This window comes from Thermodesulfovibrio sp. 3907-1M (assembly GCF_040450955.1).
In the GTDB taxonomy this organism is placed as follows: domain Bacteria; phylum Nitrospirota; class Thermodesulfovibrionia; order Thermodesulfovibrionales; family Thermodesulfovibrionaceae; genus Thermodesulfovibrio; species Thermodesulfovibrio autotrophicus.
The window spans coordinates 1,285,856-1,306,613 of record NZ_CP144373.1 but is presented as its reverse complement, the minus strand read 5'-3'; the positions used below and the strand labels follow the sequence as shown (position 1 = coordinate 1,306,613).

The window sequence follows — 20,758 nt, the reverse complement described above, 5'->3', positions numbered from 1 at the left end:
TGTGGAGTATTTTGAGTTTTACAAACTTAAAGAAGATCCCTTTGGAATTACTCCAGATCCTGATTTCTTTTATCCTTCAAAGAGCCATATGGAAGCTCTTGAATCTATTAAATATCTTATTCAGAAAGGTGAAGGATTTATGCTCGTTACAGGTTATCCAGGCACGGGTAAAACAACACTTATAAGGAAAGTTTTAAGAAACTTTAAGGAAGAAAACATTCTGCCAGTTGTTATTTATAACTCTTCACTTACTCCTCAGGAATTGCTTAAAGGAATAATTGAGAAGATAAGTGCCGAGGATAGTTCAATTGATTTAAATAAGTTTCAAAGCAAGCTTTCAATGGTTGAATTTCTCTCAGAATATCTTAGAAATAAAAAACTTTCAGGATATAAAAATCTTCTCATAATTGATGAAGCACAGGATATGCCTGAGGAGACTCTCACTGAAATAAAACACCTTTCAAATATTGAAACAGAAAAGGAAAAACTTATTCAGATTATTCTTTTTGCTCAACCCTATTTTGAGGATATTCTGTCAAAACCAAAGTACTCACAGATAAATCAGAGAATAAGTCTCAAGGTTAGACTGTCTCCTTTGACAAAGGAAGAAGTTGGTGAATATATAAATTTTAGGCTTAAGAGTGCAGTAGAAAGCCCTGTTTATTTTAAAAAATCAGCTATAAGGAGAATATATAAAGCATCAAAGGGAATTCCAAGAGTTATAAATCTAATATGTTCAAGGGCATTGATGGTTGGATATATTAAAAATTCATATAAAATAAAAAAATCCTATGTAAAATTTGTTTTAAAACATCTTCATCTGTAAAATGCAACAGTTTTGTCTGACTGAGAAAATAGAACTTCTCTGGAATAAAATTGACGAATTAAAAAAACTTGTAGATGGGCTTGACTCGCTTTTTGTGAATTTTCCTGAAGTTTTTGAGCAAACAAAGGCTCTGGCAAATGAAGTTAAAAACCTAATTTTAAAAGTTGATCCCTTTGTTGAAATTTACGCTAAAAAGGTTTGTTCAAACTGTATTAACATCTGCTGTCTTAACAAAAACAGTCGCTATGAATATGATGATCTTATCTATATTCTGGCTTTGAGAGAAAAATTTCCTCTTCCTGAAAGAAATCTCAAAGAAAAAGAACCATGCTATCTTCTTACAGAAAAGGGATGTAAAATTCCTCGTTATTTGAGACCTCTTAGATGTAACTGGTATTTTTGTAAAGAGCTTTTACAGGAGATGGAAACAGCACCTCCTCGTGCCTTTAGAGAATTTTCAAACACATTTAACAAAATGCTTTATTTAAGACAGCAGATGCTAAACTCCTTCTTTCAATCACTCTCTTATACTAAGGGTGATGTATGATACTCTTCCGTTTCTGTAAAACCACACAATAGCTTCATTCTGAGCTTTTTTCGCAACTCTCATAAAGTCTTTAACATTGTTGATTTTTTCATTGTTAATCTCCATGATAACATCTCCTTTCTGAAGAAGTCCTTCAGCAGGAGAATTGGGATCAATTGATGTTATAACAACTCCATTGATTTTCTTAGGAACATTAAGCTCACTTCTCAGTTTATTTGTCAGATTATCAACAGAAATACCTGCCAGAACAGATTCTGCCTGAGAGAGCTGCTGTGCTGCTGGAAGCTCACCTATGGTAACAGTGACACTGTGATGTTTTCCGTTTCTTACTATCTCCATATTTACTGTTTTCCCCGGAGGAGTGTTTACTACCATGTTTCTTAGATGGGCTGAATCTTCAACTTCTTTACCGTCAAAGCTGATTATAATGTCTTTTCTCATGAGTCCAGCTTTTTCAGCCGGGCTTCCTTCCTGAACATCTGTAACAACAGCACCTTTTACTTCTTTAAGTTTTGCTGCCTTTGCCATTTCTGTATCTAAATCCTGAACTGTTACTCCAAGCCATCCACGGATTACCTTTTTATGTTTGATAAGGCTATCCATAACAGTCTTTGCCATGTTACTTGGAATTGCAAATCCTATTCCTTGATATCCTCCTGTGGTGCTGAATATGGCAGTATTTATACCAACAAGCTCACCTCTCACATTAACCAGAGGACCACCTGAATTTCCAGGGTTAATTGCAGCATCTGTCTGAATAAAATCTTCATAATCGGATATTCCCACATTGGCTCTTCCAGTAGCACTTACAATTCCGCTTGTCACAGTAAGATTAAGCCCATAGGGATTACCAATTGCAATTACTGTTTCACCAACCTTAAGTTTGTCAGAGTCTCCCCATTTGATGGCACGCAAGCCGTCTGCCTTTATTTTTATCACTGCAATATCGGTTTTTGCATCATAACCAATCACTGTTCCATCAAAAACCCTTTTATCATAAAGCTTTACCTTGATTTCATCAGCTCCTTTAATGACATGATAGTTTGTAAGAATGTATCCTGATGGATCAACGATTACTCCTGAACCAAGTGCGGTTTGAGTATATTCTCTTGGTCTTTCAAACATGTCGCCAAACTCCTCACCAAAGAATCTTCTGAAAAAAGGGTCATCAAAAGGAAAAGGAATTCCTGGTCTTTTGATTTTTTTCGTTGTGTAAATATTTACTACAGAAGGTCTTACAGCCTGAATAACCTCTGCCATGGCATTGCTGATTTTTGTTAAAAGCTCCTGAGATTCCTTAGAAATCTGATAGTCCTCTGAAAATCCTTTGCTCTGCAGGTCAAATCTTGAAGCAATTACCAGTCCGATGGTAATACCTATTAAAAGAAAAAGGACAGCGGAAAAAAGAATCTTTTTATTTTTCCTCATTCTTTACTCCTCCTTTATTTTTTGATTTTTTCCCAATCCTGTAGAAATCTCTCAATACCAATGTCAGTTAAAGGATGTTTAATAAGCTGTTTTATTACAGAATAGGGAATAGTGGCAATGTGCGCACCAATTCTTGCTGCTTCAAGGACATGCAGGGGATTGCGAATGCTTGCAACAATTACCTGAGTTTCAAAATCATAGTTTTCAAAGATGATCTGAATGTCCCTTATAAGTTCCATTCCAAAGTGACTTATGTCATCAAGTCTTCCCACAAAGGGACTTACATATGTAGCTCCAGCCTTTGCTGCTAAAAGTGCCTGCATTGGTGAAAAAACAAGGGTTACATTGGTTTTTATCCCTTCCTGAGAAAGCTTTCTTACTGCCTTAAGCCCATCTTCAGTCATAGGAATTTTGATAACAATATTTGTATGAATTTTGCTTAACTCATAAGCCTCTTTAACCATATCATCAAAATTAAGAGATACTGCTTCAGCGCTCACAGGACCATCTACGATCTGGCATATTTCTTTAAGAAGAGACACTGGTTCTCGCTTTTCCTTTGCAATAAGTGAAGGATTTGTTGTCACTCCGTCAATAACTCCAGATTCCCATGCTTTTTTGATTTCTTCCACATTGGCTGTGTCAATGAAGAACTTCATTCTTCTGCCTCCTCCATAACTTTAATTATAAAATTTTCTCCTTCCTTCTCTATCAAAACTCTATAAAGTGTGGCAATTTCCATAAGAGATCTGCCAAAAAGCAGAGGCAGGACATCATCCTGAATCTCCAGTTTTTCTTTTGCCCAATTCCTTATGGCAGTATCATATAAAATCATCTCAACAATTTTTTCAAAGTTTTCTTCTTTGCCAGAGACAAATTCTTCCACAATATCATTAAATTTATTGAGAGAGCATTTTTCTTCATGTTTGTTTATGGCTTCTCTAATAATATCAATACTTCCAAAAAGGTCATCTCTTGTAAGTCTTCTTGACTCAAGACCTGTGATTGCAATGTTCTGACTCCAGCATTCAAATTCCCTGCATACAGTGGGTCTCATCTCATAAATTGAGCATCCCTCGTGAGGATCATAAAAAATGCATGTAGAACTTCCAAAGATAGGACGGAGTTTTATCAATTCCATTGACGAATAATAGGTATCACCATCAATAAAAGAGCGAATCTTTTCACCTTCTCTTATGGTGTAAATCTCCTTTTCAGTTATGATACCTTTTTTAAAAAGCTCAATATCCTCCTTAAGAATTACAGGAGTGTCTCTTCTACAGCATTCTCCACATCTTTCACATTCTGTTTTCACTGAAAACTTCATTTTCTTTGGTTTCCCATCAGAATCATAACCCTGAACCACAGACTCTTTTCTTGGCTTATAAACTGTTCCATCGGGTAAAATTATTTCAAAGGGCTCTTCCATATTTTTCTCCTTTAAATAATATTTTTTGAATTACCTCTGCATAATGAAGTATTTTTTTATCCTTCATGGCTGATTTAAACTGAATTATGCAATTTGGACATGAACTTATTATCATATCTGCCTTTTCATATTCTAAAACTTTTTTTCTCAGAATATCCATAGATTGTTTTTCAAATAGAAAAGAAAAAAGCCCTCCAAAACCGCAACATCCTGTTTTTTTCTCCGCATTAATTCCAAATTTTTTAAGTAATTTCAATGTCTTATCAGAATCATTAACATAGTTAGATGTATGGCAGGAAATATGGAAAAAAACATTACTTCTGTCGTCTCCTTTGAACTCCTTCAGATTTTCTTCAAATAAATCTGCAAACTTCAGTACATTAAGTCCTTCTCCAGTAATTTCTTTATACACATCTCTAATAAAGTGAGCACAAGTTGGACATGGAGTGATTATACCGTCAATGTTGAAAGATTTATAGATTTCAAGATTTTTTCTGGCAAGTTTTTTTGCCTCTTTTTCAAAACCTGCACTTAAAAGTGGTGCACCACAGCAGTGCTGTTTAGGCACAATTACTTCATAGTTTAACCAGTTTAAAATGTAAATTAAAGCTTCAGTGATTGAGGGCATTAAATACTGTGATGAGCATCCTGAAAAAAGTGCTATTCTTCCTCTAGGTTTTAATTTACTGTAAACCTGGAGAAAACTGGATTGCTGTTTAATATTCAGCGTGGGAAATCTGTTGAGGTAAGGTAAATTTTTTGTTTTCAAAAGGTTTTTAAAACGATTCATGATGGAAAAAATAGAGAAAAATATACCGGGATAAAGGGAGAAATACCTAAACAAATATTGTAAAAATCCTTTCTTTGCCATTGCTCTTGTTTTATATATCATACTAGTTACATTTACATTCAAAGGACATAAATTTTCACAGTTTCCACAAAGAAGGCAGCTAAAGATTCTCTTTTTAAAAGATTCCTCACAGGTTATTTCATTTTCCTGTAGAGCCTCAATAAGCCTCAGCCTTCCTCTTGGACAGAAGGATTCATTAAGAAAAACCTGATAGCTGGGGCACGATTCTTTACATTTTCCGCACTTATTGCATTCTGTGAGAAAATCCATTTTTATGGTAAGTTTTTGTGAATTAAGTAGTTTTCCTGATGTAGCATCATGTCCTTTTTAATTGTAATTCTTATTTTTTTGGTATTTTCAATCTCCTCAATTGAGTCTCTCTCTTCATCAGTAAGCAGATCTGCAACAGCAGTGTTTGCAGTTACTGTAAGCTCTGTTCCTTGAGGAACTGGCATGAATTTCAGTTTTCTCAGAATTTCATATGCTACAGTTCTTGTGCTTTTTATTCTTCCTTTTCCTTCGCAATAGGGACAACTGTCACAAAGAATGTGTTCGAGGCTTTCTCTTGTTCTTTTTCTTGTCATCTGAACTATTCCCAACTCTGTAATGTTGTAAATTGTTGTTTTTGCTCTGTCTTTCTTCATAGCCTCTATCATGGCATTTATGATTTTTTGTTTATTTTCCTCCTTTTCCATATCTATAAAGTCAATCAATATAATTCCTCCAAGATTTCTTAGTCTTATCTGATAGGCAATTTCTTTAACTGCTTCAAGATTTGTTCTGAGAATTGTATCTTCAAGATTTTCTTTGCCAACAAACTTACCGGTGTTTACATCTATTACTGTCATTGCCTCTGTTTGGTCAATAACGATGTATCCTCCAGACTTAAGCCAAATCTTGCGGTGAAGTGCTCTTTCAAGGTCAACCTCTATTCCAAAGGCATCAAATATTGGCTCTTCTCCATCATAAAGTTCAATTTTGTCTGTCAGTCTTGGGAAATAAACCTGAGCAAACTCCCTGAGTCTCTGCCATTCCACATAACTGTCGATTATCATCCGATCCACATCCTGGGTCATAAAATCTCTAAGACTTCTTAAGACGAGATCAAATTCACTGTGAATTAATGAAGGTGCATGAGCTTTATCTTTTTTCTTTTGAATATTGTCCCACAAAAGAAAGAGAAAATCTATATCCTTCTGAATCTCTTCTTCAGTGGCATTTTCACTTACAGTTCTCATAATTAATCCAAATCCTGATGGTTTAATTTTTGCTGCTAGTTCTTTCAATTGTTTTCTTTTTTCTTCATCCTCTATTTTTCTTGATATTCCAATATGTTCCATTCCAGGCATAAGGACAACATATCTACCGGGAAGTGTAATTCTTGATGTAACCCTTGCTCCTTTAGTTCCCATTGGATCCTTTGCAACCTGGACAAGTATTTCCTGTCCTTCCTGAACAAGCTCTTCTATCGAGATATCTTTAAAGTCAATTTTTGCAATCTCTGTTTCTTCATCGCTTTCCAAAAAAGGATAAAGCTCTTTAATTCCACCTCTTATGTCATCAACATAAAGAAATGCTGCCTTATCAAGTCCTATATCAACAAAACATGCCTGCATACCTTTCAGAACCTTTACAACTCTGCCTTTATAAATGTTCCCCACATAGCTTGAATCACCCTTTCTTTCAATGTAAAACTCAACGACCTGACCTCCTTCAAGAAGAGCAACTCTGCATTCCTGTTTTGTTACATTTATTAAAAGCTCACTGCTCAAGGCTCTATCCATCCTCCCTTAAAGCCATACATGGCTACTCTTTTTATTTTTAACTCTTTAAGAGGCTTGCCAAAAACAGCCTCTACTATTTCAGAAATTCTTGCTTTATCAGTAGAATCTCTTACTATTATACATACTTGTTTGCCATTTATTTGAATTTCCTCTAAAAAATCCTTTACAGAAAGAAGTTTACCTTCTCTTTTTATTGTTAATTTCTCTATTTTATCACACATAAACTCTTCTTCCAGTTGAACAATATACCTGTATCGCTGAATAAAGGAACTAAGAGAAGGAATTCCCTGTGGAATTGTTTTTACTTCAATTATTTTTAATCCTTCAGGCAAAATTTTATTTAATCTTTCAATATGTTCATGTTTGAATTCAGTAGAAATCTTTAAATCAAAATACTCCTTTTCGCTTTCCACTCCCACAGGCAGTGAAGGACCAAAGGAAATCTCAGGCTTTGGATGAAATCCCTTTGAAACAATAAAGGGAATTTCCGCCATTCTCAATGCTCTTGTAAGAAGATTGCTTAGTTCAAGCTGAGAAAGGTATTTCATTAATCCTGTTTTTCTATGAGAGAACCTCACTGTTAAGTAAGTTTGAGGAGCTTTGCTATCATTCATTGTGCCGTAAAAGTTCTTACTCCAAGCTTTCTCAGTTATTCCGAGCCCCTCCTTATTAATTCCTTTTGAAGAGCATATTAATCCACATCCTTCACACTTCAAAGTGCATTCCACTGAAGATTCAAGATTAAGTGCTCTCCTTAACTCTCTTTTAAGAAACTCCTTTTTCACCCCTGTATCGATGAAATCCCATGGTAGAGCCTCTTCAGGAGAAAACTCTTTATTTGCATAGTTAAATAAATCAATCCCTGTTTCATCCATAGCTTTGAGCCATCTACCGAAGTCAAATAAATCAGACCATGCACTCAGCCTTTCTCCATTGAGCCATGCTCTGTATAATGCTTCTGCGGTTTTTTCATCTCCCCTTGATAAAGCAGCTTCAAGAACGCTCATTCGGGGATTATGTCCTTTGTAGTGGATTTTACTCTTATGAAAAGCTTCTCTTATAAAATCAAGCTTTTTTACCATTTCGTCAAAACTAATCTGTCCAAGCCATTGAAAGGGCGTATGAGGCTTGGGGATAAAGGGAGATACAGTAACATTTATCTCAATAAATTTTTTTGTGTATTTTTTTGCAGTTTTTATTATCTTCCTTGTGAGATTAACAATTTCTTGTATGTCTTCCGCTGTTTCAGTGGGAAGTCCTATCATGAAGTAAAGCTTTATACTCTGCCAGCCTTCTTCAAAGAGAAGACTACAGGCTCTCTCAATATCTTCATCAGATATATTTTTATTGATAACACTGCGAAGTCTCTGAGTGGCAGCTTCAGGTGCAATTGTAAATCCTGTTTTTCTTGCTGATTTAATTGCCTGAAGTAAATCCTTTGTTATCCTGTCAGCTCTTATTGAAGGAAGGGACACAGCAACTGCTTTTTCTGAAAACCGTTGATTTAAATCTTTAACAAGCTCAGTTAAACAAGGATAGTGTCCTATGCTGAATGAGAGAAGGGAGAGTTCTTCATAACCTGTATTTTTTATTAGACTTTCTGCAATTTCAAGGACTTTCTGGGGGCTTCTGAATCTCAAAGGTCTGTAAATAAAACCTGCCTGACAGAATCTGCATCCTGAGGGACATCCTCTGGAGACTTCAATAGAGACTCTGTCATGAACAATTTTCGCATAGGGAACAACAGGAGCATTAGGAAAAGGAGCATTGTCTAAGTCATTGACAAATCTTCTTTTAACAATTTTTTTGCCAGCATAGGGCACATAAAAACCCTCTATCTCTGATATTGCTTTTAAAAGAGATTCCTTTGAAGAATTTGATTTTTTCCATTCGCCAAATACTGTAATGAATTCCTGAATTGCCTCTTCAGCTTCTCCAATTAAAAAGACATCAATAAACTCCGATAGTGGTAAAGGATTAACAGCGCATGGACCTCCAGCAATTACAACTGGACAGTCACTACTCATTCTATCATGCCATCTCAATGGAATTCTACCAAGCTCAAGCATGCTGAGGACAGTTGGATAGGCAAGTTCATACTGAAGGGAAAAACCTACAATATCAAAATCTTTAAGAGGAGTTTTTGTCTCAAGCGAGCATAAAGGAACACCGTTTTTTAACATATAATCCTGCATATCAATCCATGGAGAGAAAACCCTTTCAGCATAAACATCGGGAAGGCTGTTTAAAATATGATAAAGAATTTTTAAGCCAAGATGAGACATTCCTATCTCATAAACATCGGGAAAACAGAGGGCAAACCTGATTAGGTTACCTTCTTTGTAAACAGCATTAATCTCGTGATTTATGTATCTTGTAGGTTTTTCAAAATAAAGAAGATTCATTATTTAATTAAAACAGAGATTGGCTTTTTTAGGCAATAAAAGACAAGAGCTTGTCTTCTGGAACAGGTTTTGAAAATAAAAATCCTTGAACAAGGTCACATCCTGCTGATTTTAAAATTTCAAGTTGTTCCTCTGTTTCTACTCCCTCTGCTAAGGTTTTCTTTTCAAGTCTTCTTGTAAGGTCTATGATTGTCTGAACAATGGCAAGACTCTTTTTATCTTTAACAATGTCTTTAATAAAGGTTCTGTCTATTTTTATGATGTCAACTGGTAAATCTCTAAGATAAATCATTGAGGAATAACCTGTTCCAAAATCATCTATGGCAATTTTTGGTGGACTGTCCATTGATTTTATCTCTCTGAGTATCTGCATGGTATAATAAGGGTCTTTGATGAAAGTTCTTTCAGTAATCTCTATAGTGAGCTTGTCTCTCACATCAGAAGGAATCGCTGATAAAAGGGAAAGAATAATGGGGTTACTGAACGTATTCCCTGAAATGTTAATAGAGATATTTATCCGCCATTTTTTTATTTTTTCTATAACTTCACCAATTGCCCAGTTTTCAAAAGCGCTCAGATAATGGCTATTTTCCAGTTGATCAATAAAAAAATCTGGAGTATATAACTTCCCGTTTCTGTCAATAATTCTTACAAGAGCCTCAGCTCCAGCAAATCTTAATGACTCTGTGTAAAAATAGGGTTGATAATAAAAAATAAAAAGTTTCTCCTCCGTGGCTTTTTTAAGCAGTTCAAATACTTTCCATAGCTTTTCAGCTTCCCTTTCAATTTCAGAGTCAAAAAACAGAATCACTCCAGCACCTGCCTTTTTAGCCTTCTGAAGAGCAATGTCTGTCCTTTCATAAAGAGTGTTGAAACTTACTCCATCTTTTGGAAAAACAGATAATGCTGCATTAATATTGACAGAGACCGCTTTGTCGTCTATTTTCAAAACAGAGTTTTTCATTTCGTATAGTTTTGAGTAAGCTTTGTATATTTCATCAGAACTCTCCAGTATCAGATAAACTCCAAAGGTATCAGCAGAGATTCTTGCTAAGGAATCAGTGTTTTCGAAGGATTTTTTTATTCTTTCTGCAAACTTGATTAAAAGCTGGTCTCCTATGTTGATTCCGTAAGCTTTGTTTATACTACTCATATTATAAATGTCTATCAGTATAAACAAGCCTAAGCCCGGAGTTTCCTTTATTTTCTGGGATACATTTACGGTAAAGCCATTCATATTAAGAAGTCCTGTTAGAGCATCATAGTTGTGAAGTCTCTGAACTCTCTCAGAGAGTCTTATCTTTTCCGTTACATCTTTTGCAACAGCAACAAATCTTAAGACATTTCCTGTAAGTCTCACTGGAATTATTTTTAAATCCACATGGAAAATTTCACCGTCCTTTTTTCTGTTAGGAGTTATGGCATTAAATACTCTGCCTGAAAGAATCGTATCCCACATCTCTTTATAAAATTCAGGAGGATTTAGTCCTGATTTAAATATTCTCGGATTTTTCCCTATCAATTCTTCTTTTTTGTATCCACTAATTCTTTCTACAGCTTCATTGACATAAAGAATATTACCATTTTCATCTGTAACAAGTATCCAGATGTCAGAGTTTTTAAGTGCCTCTGCGATTATTGTGTTTTCCTGTAATATTTCATTTGCTTTTTGTGACTCTTTCTCAATTAAATTTTTCATTGTTCAGGATTGAAATTAAAATTTTGTCAGCTTTGAAATCTCATTATTAACTTTGATAACTGTGGAGAAGACCTTATAGGTTTCATTGAGCATGGAGGCAGTGTTTGTGATTCTTTTTGAGACATCTGTGAGAACCTGACTCTGCTCTTCAATGGCTGCGGAAAGAGTGTTGACAGCATCACCCACTGTATCGGACATTATCTTTGTTTTTTCAAAGGATTTTCTTATATTTTTCATGTCCTCCTCTATGCTTGAAAATAACTCTCTTATTTTTTCAACCTCTCCCACTGCTGAGATAACACGATCTTTAAGGTCTCCAAGAATTTTTCCAATATCCTTTGTGAGAGCCTCTGTTTTCTGGGAAAGCCTTCTTATCTCATCTGCCACAACTGCAAATCCTCTTCCTGCTTCTCCAACCCTTGCTGCTTCAATTGAAGCATTCAATGCAAGCAGATTTGTCTGATCAGCCACATCTGATATGGCAGTGACTACATTACCAATATTTTCTGTAGCATGTCCGAGGTCTTTTATGTTGTTGACCACTCCAATGATTTTAATGTTTTGAGACTCAATATCCTTTACTCTCTTTTCAAGCTCCTCATCCATTGTTTCGTTCTGGGCAACCATGGCTTTGACTTCCTCATTTATGGATGCCACACTTCTTGACATGTCTCTGATTGTTGTATCTATCTCTTCCATTGCTGTAGCTATTGAGGAGACCTCATCCTTTATTCTTGTGAAGTTTGAATCAATTAATCCCATTGTATTTGATATGGTTGAACCTACAAGGTTTGACTTTATAATTCCCGATGAAAGGGTTTTAATCAGTGAAAGATTGATGTCAACCATTTTTTTATTATCACTGACTGCTTTCTTTTTTCTGAAAAACATATTAAGCCCTCCTATTTATAGAATTCATCGGCAATGTCAACACCACATCTTAAACCACTTAGCCAGTTAAAAAATCTTTGGATATGCTCCTTTTTGTAGATTATTGCTCCATGCTGGGGAGCTATTACATCAATATTAAGCCTGCTTACTCTCTCAAGATATTTTTTTACCACGCTGTTTGATGCAAGATATCTTCTATGAAAACCCTCCATGAGCTTTAAATGACTGTCAAAGTCCTCCACATAGGTATATCTCTGTCCTTTAGGAAAGATAGCAGCACCGAGATCTCCTGTAAAAAGAGTTTTAGAACGGGGATCATATACATGGAAATTAGCCACTGAGTGAAGAAAATGGGCAGGGATTATTTCAAGATAATCACCTGAGGGAAGCTGAATCTTTCCACCACCTTCATCTATGGGAACTATTTTTGACATGTCAAAAATTCCGTAATGGGGAAGAAATCTCACCCACCACTTTGATATATAAACCTTTGCATTTGTTACACTCAGCCATAAAGCCACACCTGATGAAACATCAGGATCCTGATGGGAGAAAAAGAGATGTTCAATTCTTTCAAGGTCTACATATCTTGAAACATTTGCTACGACCCTTGGAAATACATGGACTCCTCCAGGGTCAAGGATTACACCCGCTCCCCTGTTTTCAATGAGATACTGATTAACCTGAACAAGTCCTTCTTCCTCATGCTCTTCCCATCCAAGCCATATAAATTTGTGAGTTCCGTCATCATAAATTGTGTCTCCTCTTACAATATCAACCTCTTTGTTCAATGCTGGCATATTTCATCCTCCTTTAATAAGTCTTTAGACAGTGCAAAATTTTAATTTTCTATTACCTCTGTCCTACTATTTTATGCGATTGCTGAAATCAGCCTTTAAAAATTCTAAAAAATCCTCTCTTTTGACCATCTCACTAATGGTCTTATTAAGGCTTTTCAATAGCTTGATAAGAGTTGACCTGATAGCAGGCTCAAGTTTATCTAATTCTTCAATAATTTCTATACTAAAAAGCATACTATAATATAACAGTTTTAATAAATGTTATCAATATTTTAGATGCAGGCTTTTTCAATGCTCCGCCTCCTCAGTTACATCAGTGCAAAGGAAGAATCTCTTTGATATACCTTCCAGCTTCTGTCTTTATAGAAGGGTGAGTGCAAAAATGATTTTTATTCTAGAGGAGTAAAACGCTTCTTATTTTATCATGGATTGCCTTTGCAGTTTTTTATATCTGACTTTACTTCAGAATTATAAAACTTAAAACACCAAAGATTTTGAGGCTTAAAGATAAAGATTGATAAAAAGTTCTTACTGGGAGCTAAAATTTTATAAAAGATTTAAGCGTTTCAAAACTTCAGCAACTTTTTCATCAGTTTTTGCAAGATTACGAAAAGCTTCAACAACTGAATTAAGTTTCTCTCTATCCCTGTTTATTTCCTCTTCTATTATTCTTGTTTTTGTTTCAAAGGGTTTTATCATAGTTCTTCTATCCCAGATAGCGAAACCTATTGTAGCTGATGTAATACCTGTAAAAATAGCAACAAGCATCCACATAAATGTTATTATCTGCTCAAATCTTTTGTCAATTTGCTCAAATCTTTTGTCAATTTGCTCAAATCTTTTGTCAATTTGCTCAAATCTCTTTTCTATCTCAGACAACTTTGCTTCCATACGAATAATTCTATCTCTATCTTCAAGAGTAAAAGGCACTTCCTTACAATATCCAGAATTAGTAATTGAAAACATCACAAATAAAATAAAAATTAATAATACTTTTTTCATCTCTCACTCTCTATTTTACATTATTTAACCTAAATGCCGAAGGCGGGATTTGAACCCGCACGGCGTTGCCACCACCAGATCCTGAATCTGGCGCGTCTGCCAGTTCCGCCACTTCGGCTCAATATTTTAATTTTATCCTTATTGCAGGATTCCTGGCAAGTCCAGAGTGTTATCTATTTGAAAGTTGATAACTTGAATAATTTTTTGCTATACTATATTAGCATTCTTTATAATTAGCTGCTACTAAGAATTTTCTTAGGAGGTGGCTAATGAGGAATGCTGGCTGGCGTTTTCCTTCCAGATTTCTTTATTTCTTAATTATTTCTGGATACATTTTTTACATACTTCATCTGAGTTTTTTTGAAGCAATCATAAACTGCATTTCTTTATGTCTTCTCTCTCTGGAGCTTTTTCTAATTTTTGATACTACAAAAAAACACAGATTGAGAAAAACGGATTTTATTGATTTGCCGGCTGATTATAAGCCTTTTGTTTCCATTCTTGTTCCCATATGTAGAGAACCAGCAGAAGTAGTTAAATCCACATTAACTTCTCTGAGTAATCTTGATTATGAAAACTATGAAGTATATGCCCTGGTAAACAATACTCCTTATGATAAAGATGTAGAAATCATTAGAAAAATCTGCAACTGTCTTGGTGAAAAACTAAAATTTTTTTACATTCCAGAGATTGAAGGAGCTAAAGCAGGAGTTTTAAATTATGCTTTAAGACTCATCTCATCTGAGACCGAGATAATCGGAATTATAGATTCTGACTACGTAGTGGAAAGGGATTTTCTCAAAAAAACAGTGGGATACTTTAAAAATCAGGAAATAGCAGTTGTTCAACTTCCTCAGGATTATTTCCTGGATGATACTCCTGCATCAAAGGGAATGTATCATGCTTACAGATACTTCTTTAGCACTGTAATGAATACATGCAATGAATACAATGCTGCCTCTTTTATGGGCACAATGGGACTTATAAGAAGAAGCGTTCTTGAAAGAATTGGAGGATTTTCAGAGGAAGTCATAACAGAAGACAGTGAAATCGGGATAAGAATTCATGAGCTTGGTTACAAAACAATTTATATTGATCGTTCAAAAGGTAAGGGGCTTATGCCATATAGCTACAAAGCTTACAAGAAACAGAGAGCAAGATGGGTATTCGGAAACATGCAGACTATAATGAAAAATCTCAAATTTTTTATCAGTGGTAAACTCAATTTCATGCAAAAGCTTTGTTATTTAGCTCAAAATACAATATGGTTTAACAACTTATTTATACCTTTCTGGATTATAATATTCAGCAGCATTGGACTGGTTTCATTCAGCTTTGCTTTTTTAGTTCCATATTTAGCATTCCTGTTAAGCAGGTCTCTTGGTTTCTTTTTTGCAATGCCCGCTAATACTGCTGTGAGTTTAAAAGAGCGTATCTATGCATTTATCTCTTTTCTTTCCCTGACTCTGCCGATGGCAACTGAATGGATTAAATGCCTGATTTATCCAAAAAAAGGATTTTGGAGAACTCCTAAATTTAAGGAAAACTCTCGAGTAATTGGATGTATTCAAGAAGGCTTGCCAGAGTTCTTAATACTGCTCTTGAGCGGATTCGCCTTTGTTTTAGGAATCTTAAAAAATCAAGTTATCTTAGCTACAGGAGCTTTTATCAATGGCTTAATATACTTTTCAGTAGTATGGCAGATATATGGATTTTTTAAACTCTCAAGAAAAGAGAAAGATGAAAATTGGATTAATTTCGCCACTTTGGAAGAAACTGCCTCCTGAAAAATACGGAGGAACAGAACTTGTTGTTTATGACCTTGCATGCGCTTTAACTGAAAAAGGTCACGAAGTAAGTGTTTTTGCTTCTGGAGATTCAAATCTTCCATGCAAATTAATCCCAGTTGTAGAAAAAAATCTTTATGAGATGCTTGGGCAGTTTAAATGGGATTTCTATGACTATGATATTTTACAAACAGAGAAAGTAGGGAAAATGAATAATGAGTTTGATATTCTTCATAATCATAATGGATTTATTCCTCTGACTATTACTCCTCTAATAAAAACTCCCATGCTAACAACAATTCACAGTTCTTTACCACCAGAGCCTGCTGTGCTCAGAGAAGCCTTTAAAGACAGATTCTATATCTCCATAAGCAATGCTCAGAGAGAACTTGCCCCTGAGCTCAACTGGATAGCTACAGTTTATCATGGCATAGATGTAAAAAAATATCCCTTTTCAGGGGAGAAAGGAGAGTATCTTGTCTTTCTTGGAACTTTTTCTCCTCATAAGGGTCCTGATATAGCAATTGAGATAAGCAAAAAAAGCGGTATTCCCATTATTCTTGCTGGAGAAATAAGAAAAGAGTTTGAGGAGTTTTACAGAGAGAAGATTCTTTCCCAGCAGGATGGAAGGCAGATTAAAGTATTTGGTGAGCTTACTTTTCAGGAAAAGGCAGAACTTTTAAAAAATGCTTTAGCACTGATATTCCCTGTAAGATGGAAAGAAGCCTTTGGACTTGTAATGATTGAATCAATGGCTTGCGGAACGCCTGTTATTGCTTTCAGAAAGGGCTCCACACAGGAAGTTGTAGAGCACGGTATTACCGGATTTTTAGTTGGTTCTGTTGATGAAGCATGCGAGGCTTTAAAAAAGATTGAAAAAATTGACAGAAACCTTTGCAGAAAAACTGTTCAGCAAAAGTTTTCAAGAGACACCATGGCTGAAAGTTATTTAAAAATCTACAAAATGCTGGAGGAAGACCGATGAAAATAGCACAGGTTGCACCACTTATTGAAAGAGTTCCACCACCAATGTATGGAGGAGTGGAACTCATCGTGGGAGAACTTGTAGAAGGATTGCACAACCAGGGGCATGAAGTAACGCTTTTTGCAACAGGAGATTCTATCTGTCCCCAAAAACTTGTTTCTGTTGTAGCTTCTGCAATGAGAGGAAGACCAAGAAGAGAAATATGGAAGTACGAGTTTTTGCAGGCTGCAAAAGTAATTGAAATGAGTGATGATTTTGATATAATTCACTGTCATTTTGGTCCCAATATTTTTCCCTGGGGATGGATTGCGGATTTAATAGAAAAACCTGTAGTCTTCACTCTTCATTGTAGACTTGATCTCCCTGAACTTAAAAAGATTTATAATGAAACGGATTTATTTAAAAGATGTTACCATGTGTCTATCAGCAATGACCAGAGAACACCTCTTCCAGAAGCCCACTATGTGGCAACTGTTTACAATGGAATAGAAGTTGAAAAATATCCATTCAATGATAAAAAAGAAGACTTTTTAATATTTCTTGGAAGGTCTTCTCCTGAAAAAGGAATTGTTGAAGCAATAAAAATTGCCAAAAAAGCAAAACAAAAGCTTATGGTTTTAACAAAGGTTGATCCTGTTGATGAGGAATACTTCAATAAAGAAGTAAAACCATTGATTGATGGCAAAGATGTAATTTTAATTGGAGAAGTTCCATTTAAAGAAAAAGTGTCATGGTTAAGTAAAGCAAAGGCAATGCTTTTTCCAATTCAATGGAAAGAACCTTTTGGACTTGTAATGATTGAATCAATGGCTTGCGGAACGCCTGTTATTGCTCCAAGAAGAGCTTCTGTGCCTGAAATAGTAGTTGATGGAACTACAGGTTTTATTGTTTCAGTTGAAAACATGATTGATGAGATGGTTGAAAAAATTAAAGAGATTGAAAAAATAAATCCTTTGGATTGCAGATTGCATGTAGAAAAAAACTTCACCGCAGACAAGATGGTAAAAGAATATTTAAAGGTATATGAAAAAATTCTTCAACTCCATAAACCCTTTTGTCTTGTAGAAAAAATTTGGTAAACCTGAAATCCCATACTTTTTTCATAATAAACAGGAGTTTTGTCAACTCTTTAGAAAAATTGATATAATCAAATCAATTAATCCTCGGGAGGGTCAATTATGGTTATCTTAGGAGTAAATGTTGACCATGTTGCTACTGTAAGGCAGGCAAGAAAAACTTTTGAACCAGACCCTGTAATGGCTGCAACTCTGGCAATACTGGGTGGAGCTGATGGAATAACGGTGCATCTAAGAGAGGACCGCAGGCACATACAGGACAGAGACCTTAAAATCCTCAGAGAAGTTGTCCCATGTGAGCTAAATCTGGAAATGGCTGCTACTGAAGAGATGATTAACATAGCCCTTGCTGTAAAACCTGATATGGTAACCCTTGTCCCAGAAAAAAGACAAGAACTTACAACAGAAGGTGGTTTAAATGTTATTGAACTCAAAACTCATCTGAGGGAAGCCATTAAGAAAATTAAAGATCAAGGCATTCCAGTAAGTCTTTTCATAAATCCTGACAGAGCCTCCATTGAGTGCTCAAAGGAAATTGGAGCAGACATGGTTGAAATTCACACAGGATATTATTCTGAAACAAAAGGACATAGTCAGTTTAAAGAACTTGAAAGAATTAAAGACGCGGTTGCCTTTTCTTTAAGCATCGGACTTAAAACAAATGCAGGTCATGGACTAAATTATTATAATGTAAAACCTGTTGCAGCAATAAAAGGATTAAGAGGGCTTTATATTGGACACAGTATAATTGCAAGAGCTATTCTTGTAGGAATTGCAAGAGCAGTAGGAGAAATGAAAAATCTTATTAAAGAGGCTTGCATGAATGTTTAAAGTAGACGTAACCTATCAGAGTCTTTCACAGTACTTAATTGAGATCAGGGAATATATTCAGGAAATCTCTGATTATCAATGGATTGTTGCTGAGATAGCAAAAATAGACCCTGATAAAAACGGAAACTACTGGATTGAACTTGTTGAGAAAACCAACAATGAAATCGTTGCCAAATGTGATGCTGTGGTATGGAGTAGAAACGCTGATACAGTCTTGAACTTTTACATAAAAACAGGGATGCAGCTTCAAAAGGGTATAAAAATTCTTTTTCTCGGCAGAGCAACTTTTCACGAAAAGCACGGTTTTAAAATAAGTATTTATCAGATTGATCCCTCCTTCAGCCTTGGAGAGATGGCTTTAAAAAAGAAAGAAACAATAGAAAGGCTCACAAGAGAAGGACTTATTCAAAGGAATAAACTTCTTGAAATTCCAGTTATAATTCAGAGGATTGCAATTGTATCCAGTGAGTCTGCAGCGGGATATGAGGATTTTTTAAAAATTTTAAAGGGTAATAGATATGGTTTTAAGTTCTATACAAAACTTTTTGATGCCTTTGTTCAGGGAGAGTCTGCTGTTGTCTCTTTAATGGAGGCTTTTCAAAGATGCGCGATTGAAGCTAAAGCTTTTGATGCTGTTGTTTTAATTCGTGGAGGTGGTTCTGTTACTGATCTGGCAATTTTTAATGACTATGAACTGGCAAAAACAATGGCTTTGATGCCAATACCTGTATTTACTGGAATAGGACATACAAGGGATGAAACTGTTGCAGACTTTGTTGCATCAATGTCTTTTAAAACTCCATCCGAGGTTGCCAAATTTATAGTTGACAAAGCAGTAGATTTTGACTCAAGGCTTGATACCCTGAAACATAGAATTATTCACAGAGCTGAGAGTTTTTTGAGTGTTGAGATTTCAAGAAATCAAAGCATTGAAGAAAGATTCAAGCTGGCTGTTAAAAACTCAAGGGAAAAAATTTTACAGAAGATGAATCTGACCGTAAGTGAAGTTCATAATAATGTTTTAAAAAGGGTTCACAGTGAAAGAGAAATTCTTTTCAAAGTTAAACAGCAGCTTTATAAAAAGACAAATCTACTCTTGACAGCGCAGGAAGTAGAGATCACAAACATTAATAATAAAGTAAAAATGAAAATCAACGAAAACATGGCAAAACAGAGTTTCAGAATAAGCTCTTACAGAGACAGCCTTTTTACAAAGCTGAAAAACACGCTTTCATTGAAAAATATCCAAATTGAAAGAGTTAGTGAAAAGCTTCGTCTTCTCAGTCCTGAAAATATCTTAAAAAGAGGCTACAGCATTACCTATTTAAATGGAAAAGTTCTGAAAAACTCTCAGGAAGTCCCTCTCAGGGCTAATATACAGATTCAGCTTTATAATGGAAAGCTTACAGCAGAAGTAACCAGGAAGGAGGAAAACAATGGAGAACTTAAGTTATTCTAAGGCAATGAAAGAGATTGAAGAAATTCTTAAGTTTATAGAATCACAGGAAGTGGATGTGGATGTTCTCGTTGAAAAGGTAAAAAGGGCAACAGAGCTTATTCGTTTTTGCAAGAGCAAATTGAAAACTGCAGAGGAAGAACTTCATAAAACCCTCATTACCCTTGAAGAATCAGATTCTACAGAGGTTGACCCCTTTTAAATGACTTTATGGAAAGATAATGTCTATTTTGTTTTAGTTGAGCCAAAAGAGTCAGGAAATATTGGCTCCTCTGCAAGAGCAATAAAAAACATGGGGTTTAGAAATCTCATCCTTGTAAATCCTGTAACGCTAACAGACGAAGCTTACTGGATGGCATGGGCAAGCAAGGATATTCTTGAAAGAGCTGAAGTTTATAAAGAGCTTGACGATGCTCTCAGAGACAAAGCGCTTGTAGTTGGAACAACACGAAGAAGAGGCTCAAAAAGAGGAGCGATTCTGGATGTAAAGGATGGAGTAAAAAGAGTTTTTGAAGTAGCTCAAAATAACAAAGTTGCCATACTTTTTGGAAGAGAGGACAAAGGTCTTTTCAATGAAGAAGTGGAAAAGTGCGGATGTCTTATAACAATTCCCACATCAGAGCTACAGCCTTCATTAAATCTTGCTCAGGCAGTTTTAATAGTTGCCTATGAACTCATGAGATTAGAAGAAATAAAAGACTTCCACATGGAAAGGCAGTTTTATGTGGATCAGCAGGAACTCAACAGACTTTACGAAAGAGTCTTTACGGTTCTAAAAAAAATTGGATACATGCCTGACAATCCTTACCTTGAAAAAAGGATAATGAACAATTTCAGACATCTTCTTGGAAGAACAGGGCTTACATTCTGGGAACTGAAACTTCTTCACGGAATCTGCACTCACATAGAAGAAAAACTTAAAAATTCAGGTTGAATTTCAGCAGAGTATCTGATATAATTCC

Annotated in this window: 19 protein-coding genes, 1 tRNA gene and 1 pseudogene; 9 read left to right on the top strand and 12 right to left on the bottom strand. The window is 35.4% G+C overall.

Annotation, left to right across the window (positions count from 1 at the left end):
- Position 1 precedes the first annotated feature (1 nt).
- Positions 2 to 826 carry an AAA family ATPase gene (locus V4D30_RS06760; RefSeq protein WP_353683560.1) on the top strand — a complete coding sequence of 275 codons (825 nt, stop codon included), beginning with the start codon at positions 2 to 4 and terminating at the stop codon, positions 824 to 826.
- A gap of 1 nt (position 827) precedes the next feature.
- Complete coding sequence (locus tag V4D30_RS06755) at positions 828 to 1,373, top strand: hypothetical protein (protein WP_353683559.1); 546 nt, start codon at positions 828 to 830, stop codon at positions 1,371 to 1,373.
- On the opposite strand, the gene V4D30_RS06750 is transcribed toward V4D30_RS06755, so the two are convergent.
- The 12 genes and pseudogenes from V4D30_RS06750 to V4D30_RS06695 all read right to left on the bottom strand — a co-directional run bounded on the left by V4D30_RS06750 (position 1,344) and on the right by V4D30_RS06695 (position 13,779).
- The gene (locus V4D30_RS06750) at positions 1,344 to 2,801 is read right to left on the bottom strand and encodes a DegQ family serine endoprotease (protein WP_353683558.1); all 1,458 of its coding nucleotides are present in this window, start codon (positions 2,799 to 2,801) and stop codon (positions 1,344 to 1,346) included. The two genes, V4D30_RS06755 and V4D30_RS06750, sit on opposite strands and share 30 nt — an antisense overlap.
- Before the next feature lie 14 nt (positions 2,802 to 2,815).
- On the bottom strand, positions 2,816 to 3,460 hold the full coding sequence (gene fsa / locus V4D30_RS06745) for a fructose-6-phosphate aldolase (protein WP_353683557.1): 645 nt from the start codon (positions 3,458 to 3,460) through the stop codon (positions 2,816 to 2,818).
- Positions 3,457 to 4,230, bottom strand: a complete 774-nt coding sequence (locus V4D30_RS06740) for a YkgJ family cysteine cluster protein (RefSeq protein ID WP_353683556.1) — start codon at positions 4,228 to 4,230, stop codon at positions 3,457 to 3,459. The genes fsa and V4D30_RS06740 overlap by 4 nt, the downstream gene beginning before the upstream one ends.
- Positions 4,214 to 5,122 (bottom strand): (Fe-S)-binding protein, encoded by a 909-nt coding sequence (locus V4D30_RS06735; protein ID WP_353685163.1) that lies wholly within the window; start codon positions 5,120 to 5,122, stop codon positions 4,214 to 4,216. The genes V4D30_RS06740 and V4D30_RS06735 overlap by 17 nt, the downstream gene beginning before the upstream one ends.
- 24 nt (positions 5,123 to 5,146) lie before the next feature.
- Positions 5,147 to 5,350, bottom strand: a pseudogene (locus V4D30_RS06730) ((Fe-S)-binding protein); the annotation flags it as partial.
- Positions 5,351 to 5,352: 2 nt separating this feature from the next.
- Positions 5,353 to 6,852, bottom strand: coding sequence for an Rne/Rng family ribonuclease (locus tag V4D30_RS06725; RefSeq protein WP_353685162.1), 1,500 nt, complete (start codon positions 6,850 to 6,852; stop codon positions 5,353 to 5,355).
- Positions 6,849 to 9,269, bottom strand: a complete 2,421-nt coding sequence (locus V4D30_RS06720; RefSeq protein ID WP_353683555.1) for a TIGR03936 family radical SAM-associated protein — start codon at positions 9,267 to 9,269, stop codon at positions 6,849 to 6,851. Before V4D30_RS06720 ends, V4D30_RS06725 begins: the two co-directional genes overlap by 4 nt.
- A 28-nt stretch (positions 9,270 to 9,297) precedes the next feature.
- Entirely contained in the window at positions 9,298 to 10,968 is a 1,671-nt protein-coding gene (locus V4D30_RS06715) for an EAL domain-containing protein (RefSeq protein ID WP_353683554.1), read from the bottom strand.
- 15 nt (positions 10,969 to 10,983) lie between these two features.
- Positions 10,984 to 11,859, bottom strand: a complete 876-nt coding sequence (locus V4D30_RS06710) for a methyl-accepting chemotaxis protein (protein WP_353683553.1) — start codon at positions 11,857 to 11,859, stop codon at positions 10,984 to 10,986.
- Between the two features lie 11 nt (positions 11,860 to 11,870).
- Entirely contained in the window at positions 11,871 to 12,659 is a 789-nt protein-coding gene (locus V4D30_RS06705; RefSeq protein ID WP_353683552.1) for an MBL fold metallo-hydrolase, read from the bottom strand.
- Between the two features lie 546 nt (positions 12,660 to 13,205).
- Positions 13,206 to 13,661, bottom strand: coding sequence for a hypothetical protein (locus V4D30_RS06700; protein WP_353683551.1), 456 nt, complete (start codon positions 13,659 to 13,661; stop codon positions 13,206 to 13,208).
- Positions 13,662 to 13,695: 34 nt separating this feature from the next.
- Positions 13,696 to 13,779: transfer RNA gene (locus tag V4D30_RS06695), tRNA-Leu, on the bottom strand.
- Between the two features lie 151 nt (positions 13,780 to 13,930).
- Between V4D30_RS06695 and V4D30_RS06690 the strand changes: the two genes are divergently transcribed.
- From V4D30_RS06690 to V4D30_RS06660, 7 genes are all read left to right on the top strand, one after another.
- On the top strand, positions 13,931 to 15,448 hold the full coding sequence (locus V4D30_RS06690; RefSeq protein ID WP_353683550.1) for a glycosyltransferase family 2 protein: 1,518 nt from the start codon (positions 13,931 to 13,933) through the stop codon (positions 15,446 to 15,448).
- Positions 15,402 to 16,433, top strand: coding sequence for a glycosyltransferase family 4 protein (locus V4D30_RS06685; RefSeq protein ID WP_353683549.1), 1,032 nt, complete (start codon positions 15,402 to 15,404; stop codon positions 16,431 to 16,433). The genes V4D30_RS06690 and V4D30_RS06685 overlap by 47 nt, the downstream gene beginning before the upstream one ends.
- Entirely contained in the window at positions 16,430 to 17,512 is a 1,083-nt protein-coding gene (locus V4D30_RS06680) for a glycosyltransferase family 4 protein (protein ID WP_353683548.1), read from the top strand. The genes V4D30_RS06685 and V4D30_RS06680 overlap by 4 nt, the downstream gene beginning before the upstream one ends.
- A gap of 99 nt (positions 17,513 to 17,611) precedes the next feature.
- Positions 17,612 to 18,340 (top strand): pyridoxine 5'-phosphate synthase, encoded by a 729-nt coding sequence (locus V4D30_RS06675; RefSeq protein WP_353683547.1) that lies wholly within the window; start codon positions 17,612 to 17,614, stop codon positions 18,338 to 18,340.
- Entirely contained in the window at positions 18,333 to 19,799 is a 1,467-nt protein-coding gene (xseA, locus tag V4D30_RS06670) for an exodeoxyribonuclease VII large subunit (RefSeq protein ID WP_353683546.1), read from the top strand. The genes V4D30_RS06675 and xseA overlap by 8 nt, the downstream gene beginning before the upstream one ends.
- Positions 19,777 to 19,998 carry an exodeoxyribonuclease VII small subunit gene (gene xseB, locus V4D30_RS06665; protein WP_353683545.1) on the top strand — a complete coding sequence of 74 codons (222 nt, stop codon included), beginning with the start codon at positions 19,777 to 19,779 and terminating at the stop codon, positions 19,996 to 19,998. The genes xseA and xseB overlap by 23 nt, the downstream gene beginning before the upstream one ends.
- Positions 19,999 to 20,730, top strand: a complete 732-nt coding sequence (locus tag V4D30_RS06660) for an RNA methyltransferase (RefSeq protein ID WP_353683544.1) — start codon at positions 19,999 to 20,001, stop codon at positions 20,728 to 20,730.
- Positions 20,731 to 20,758: the final 28 nt, after the last annotated feature.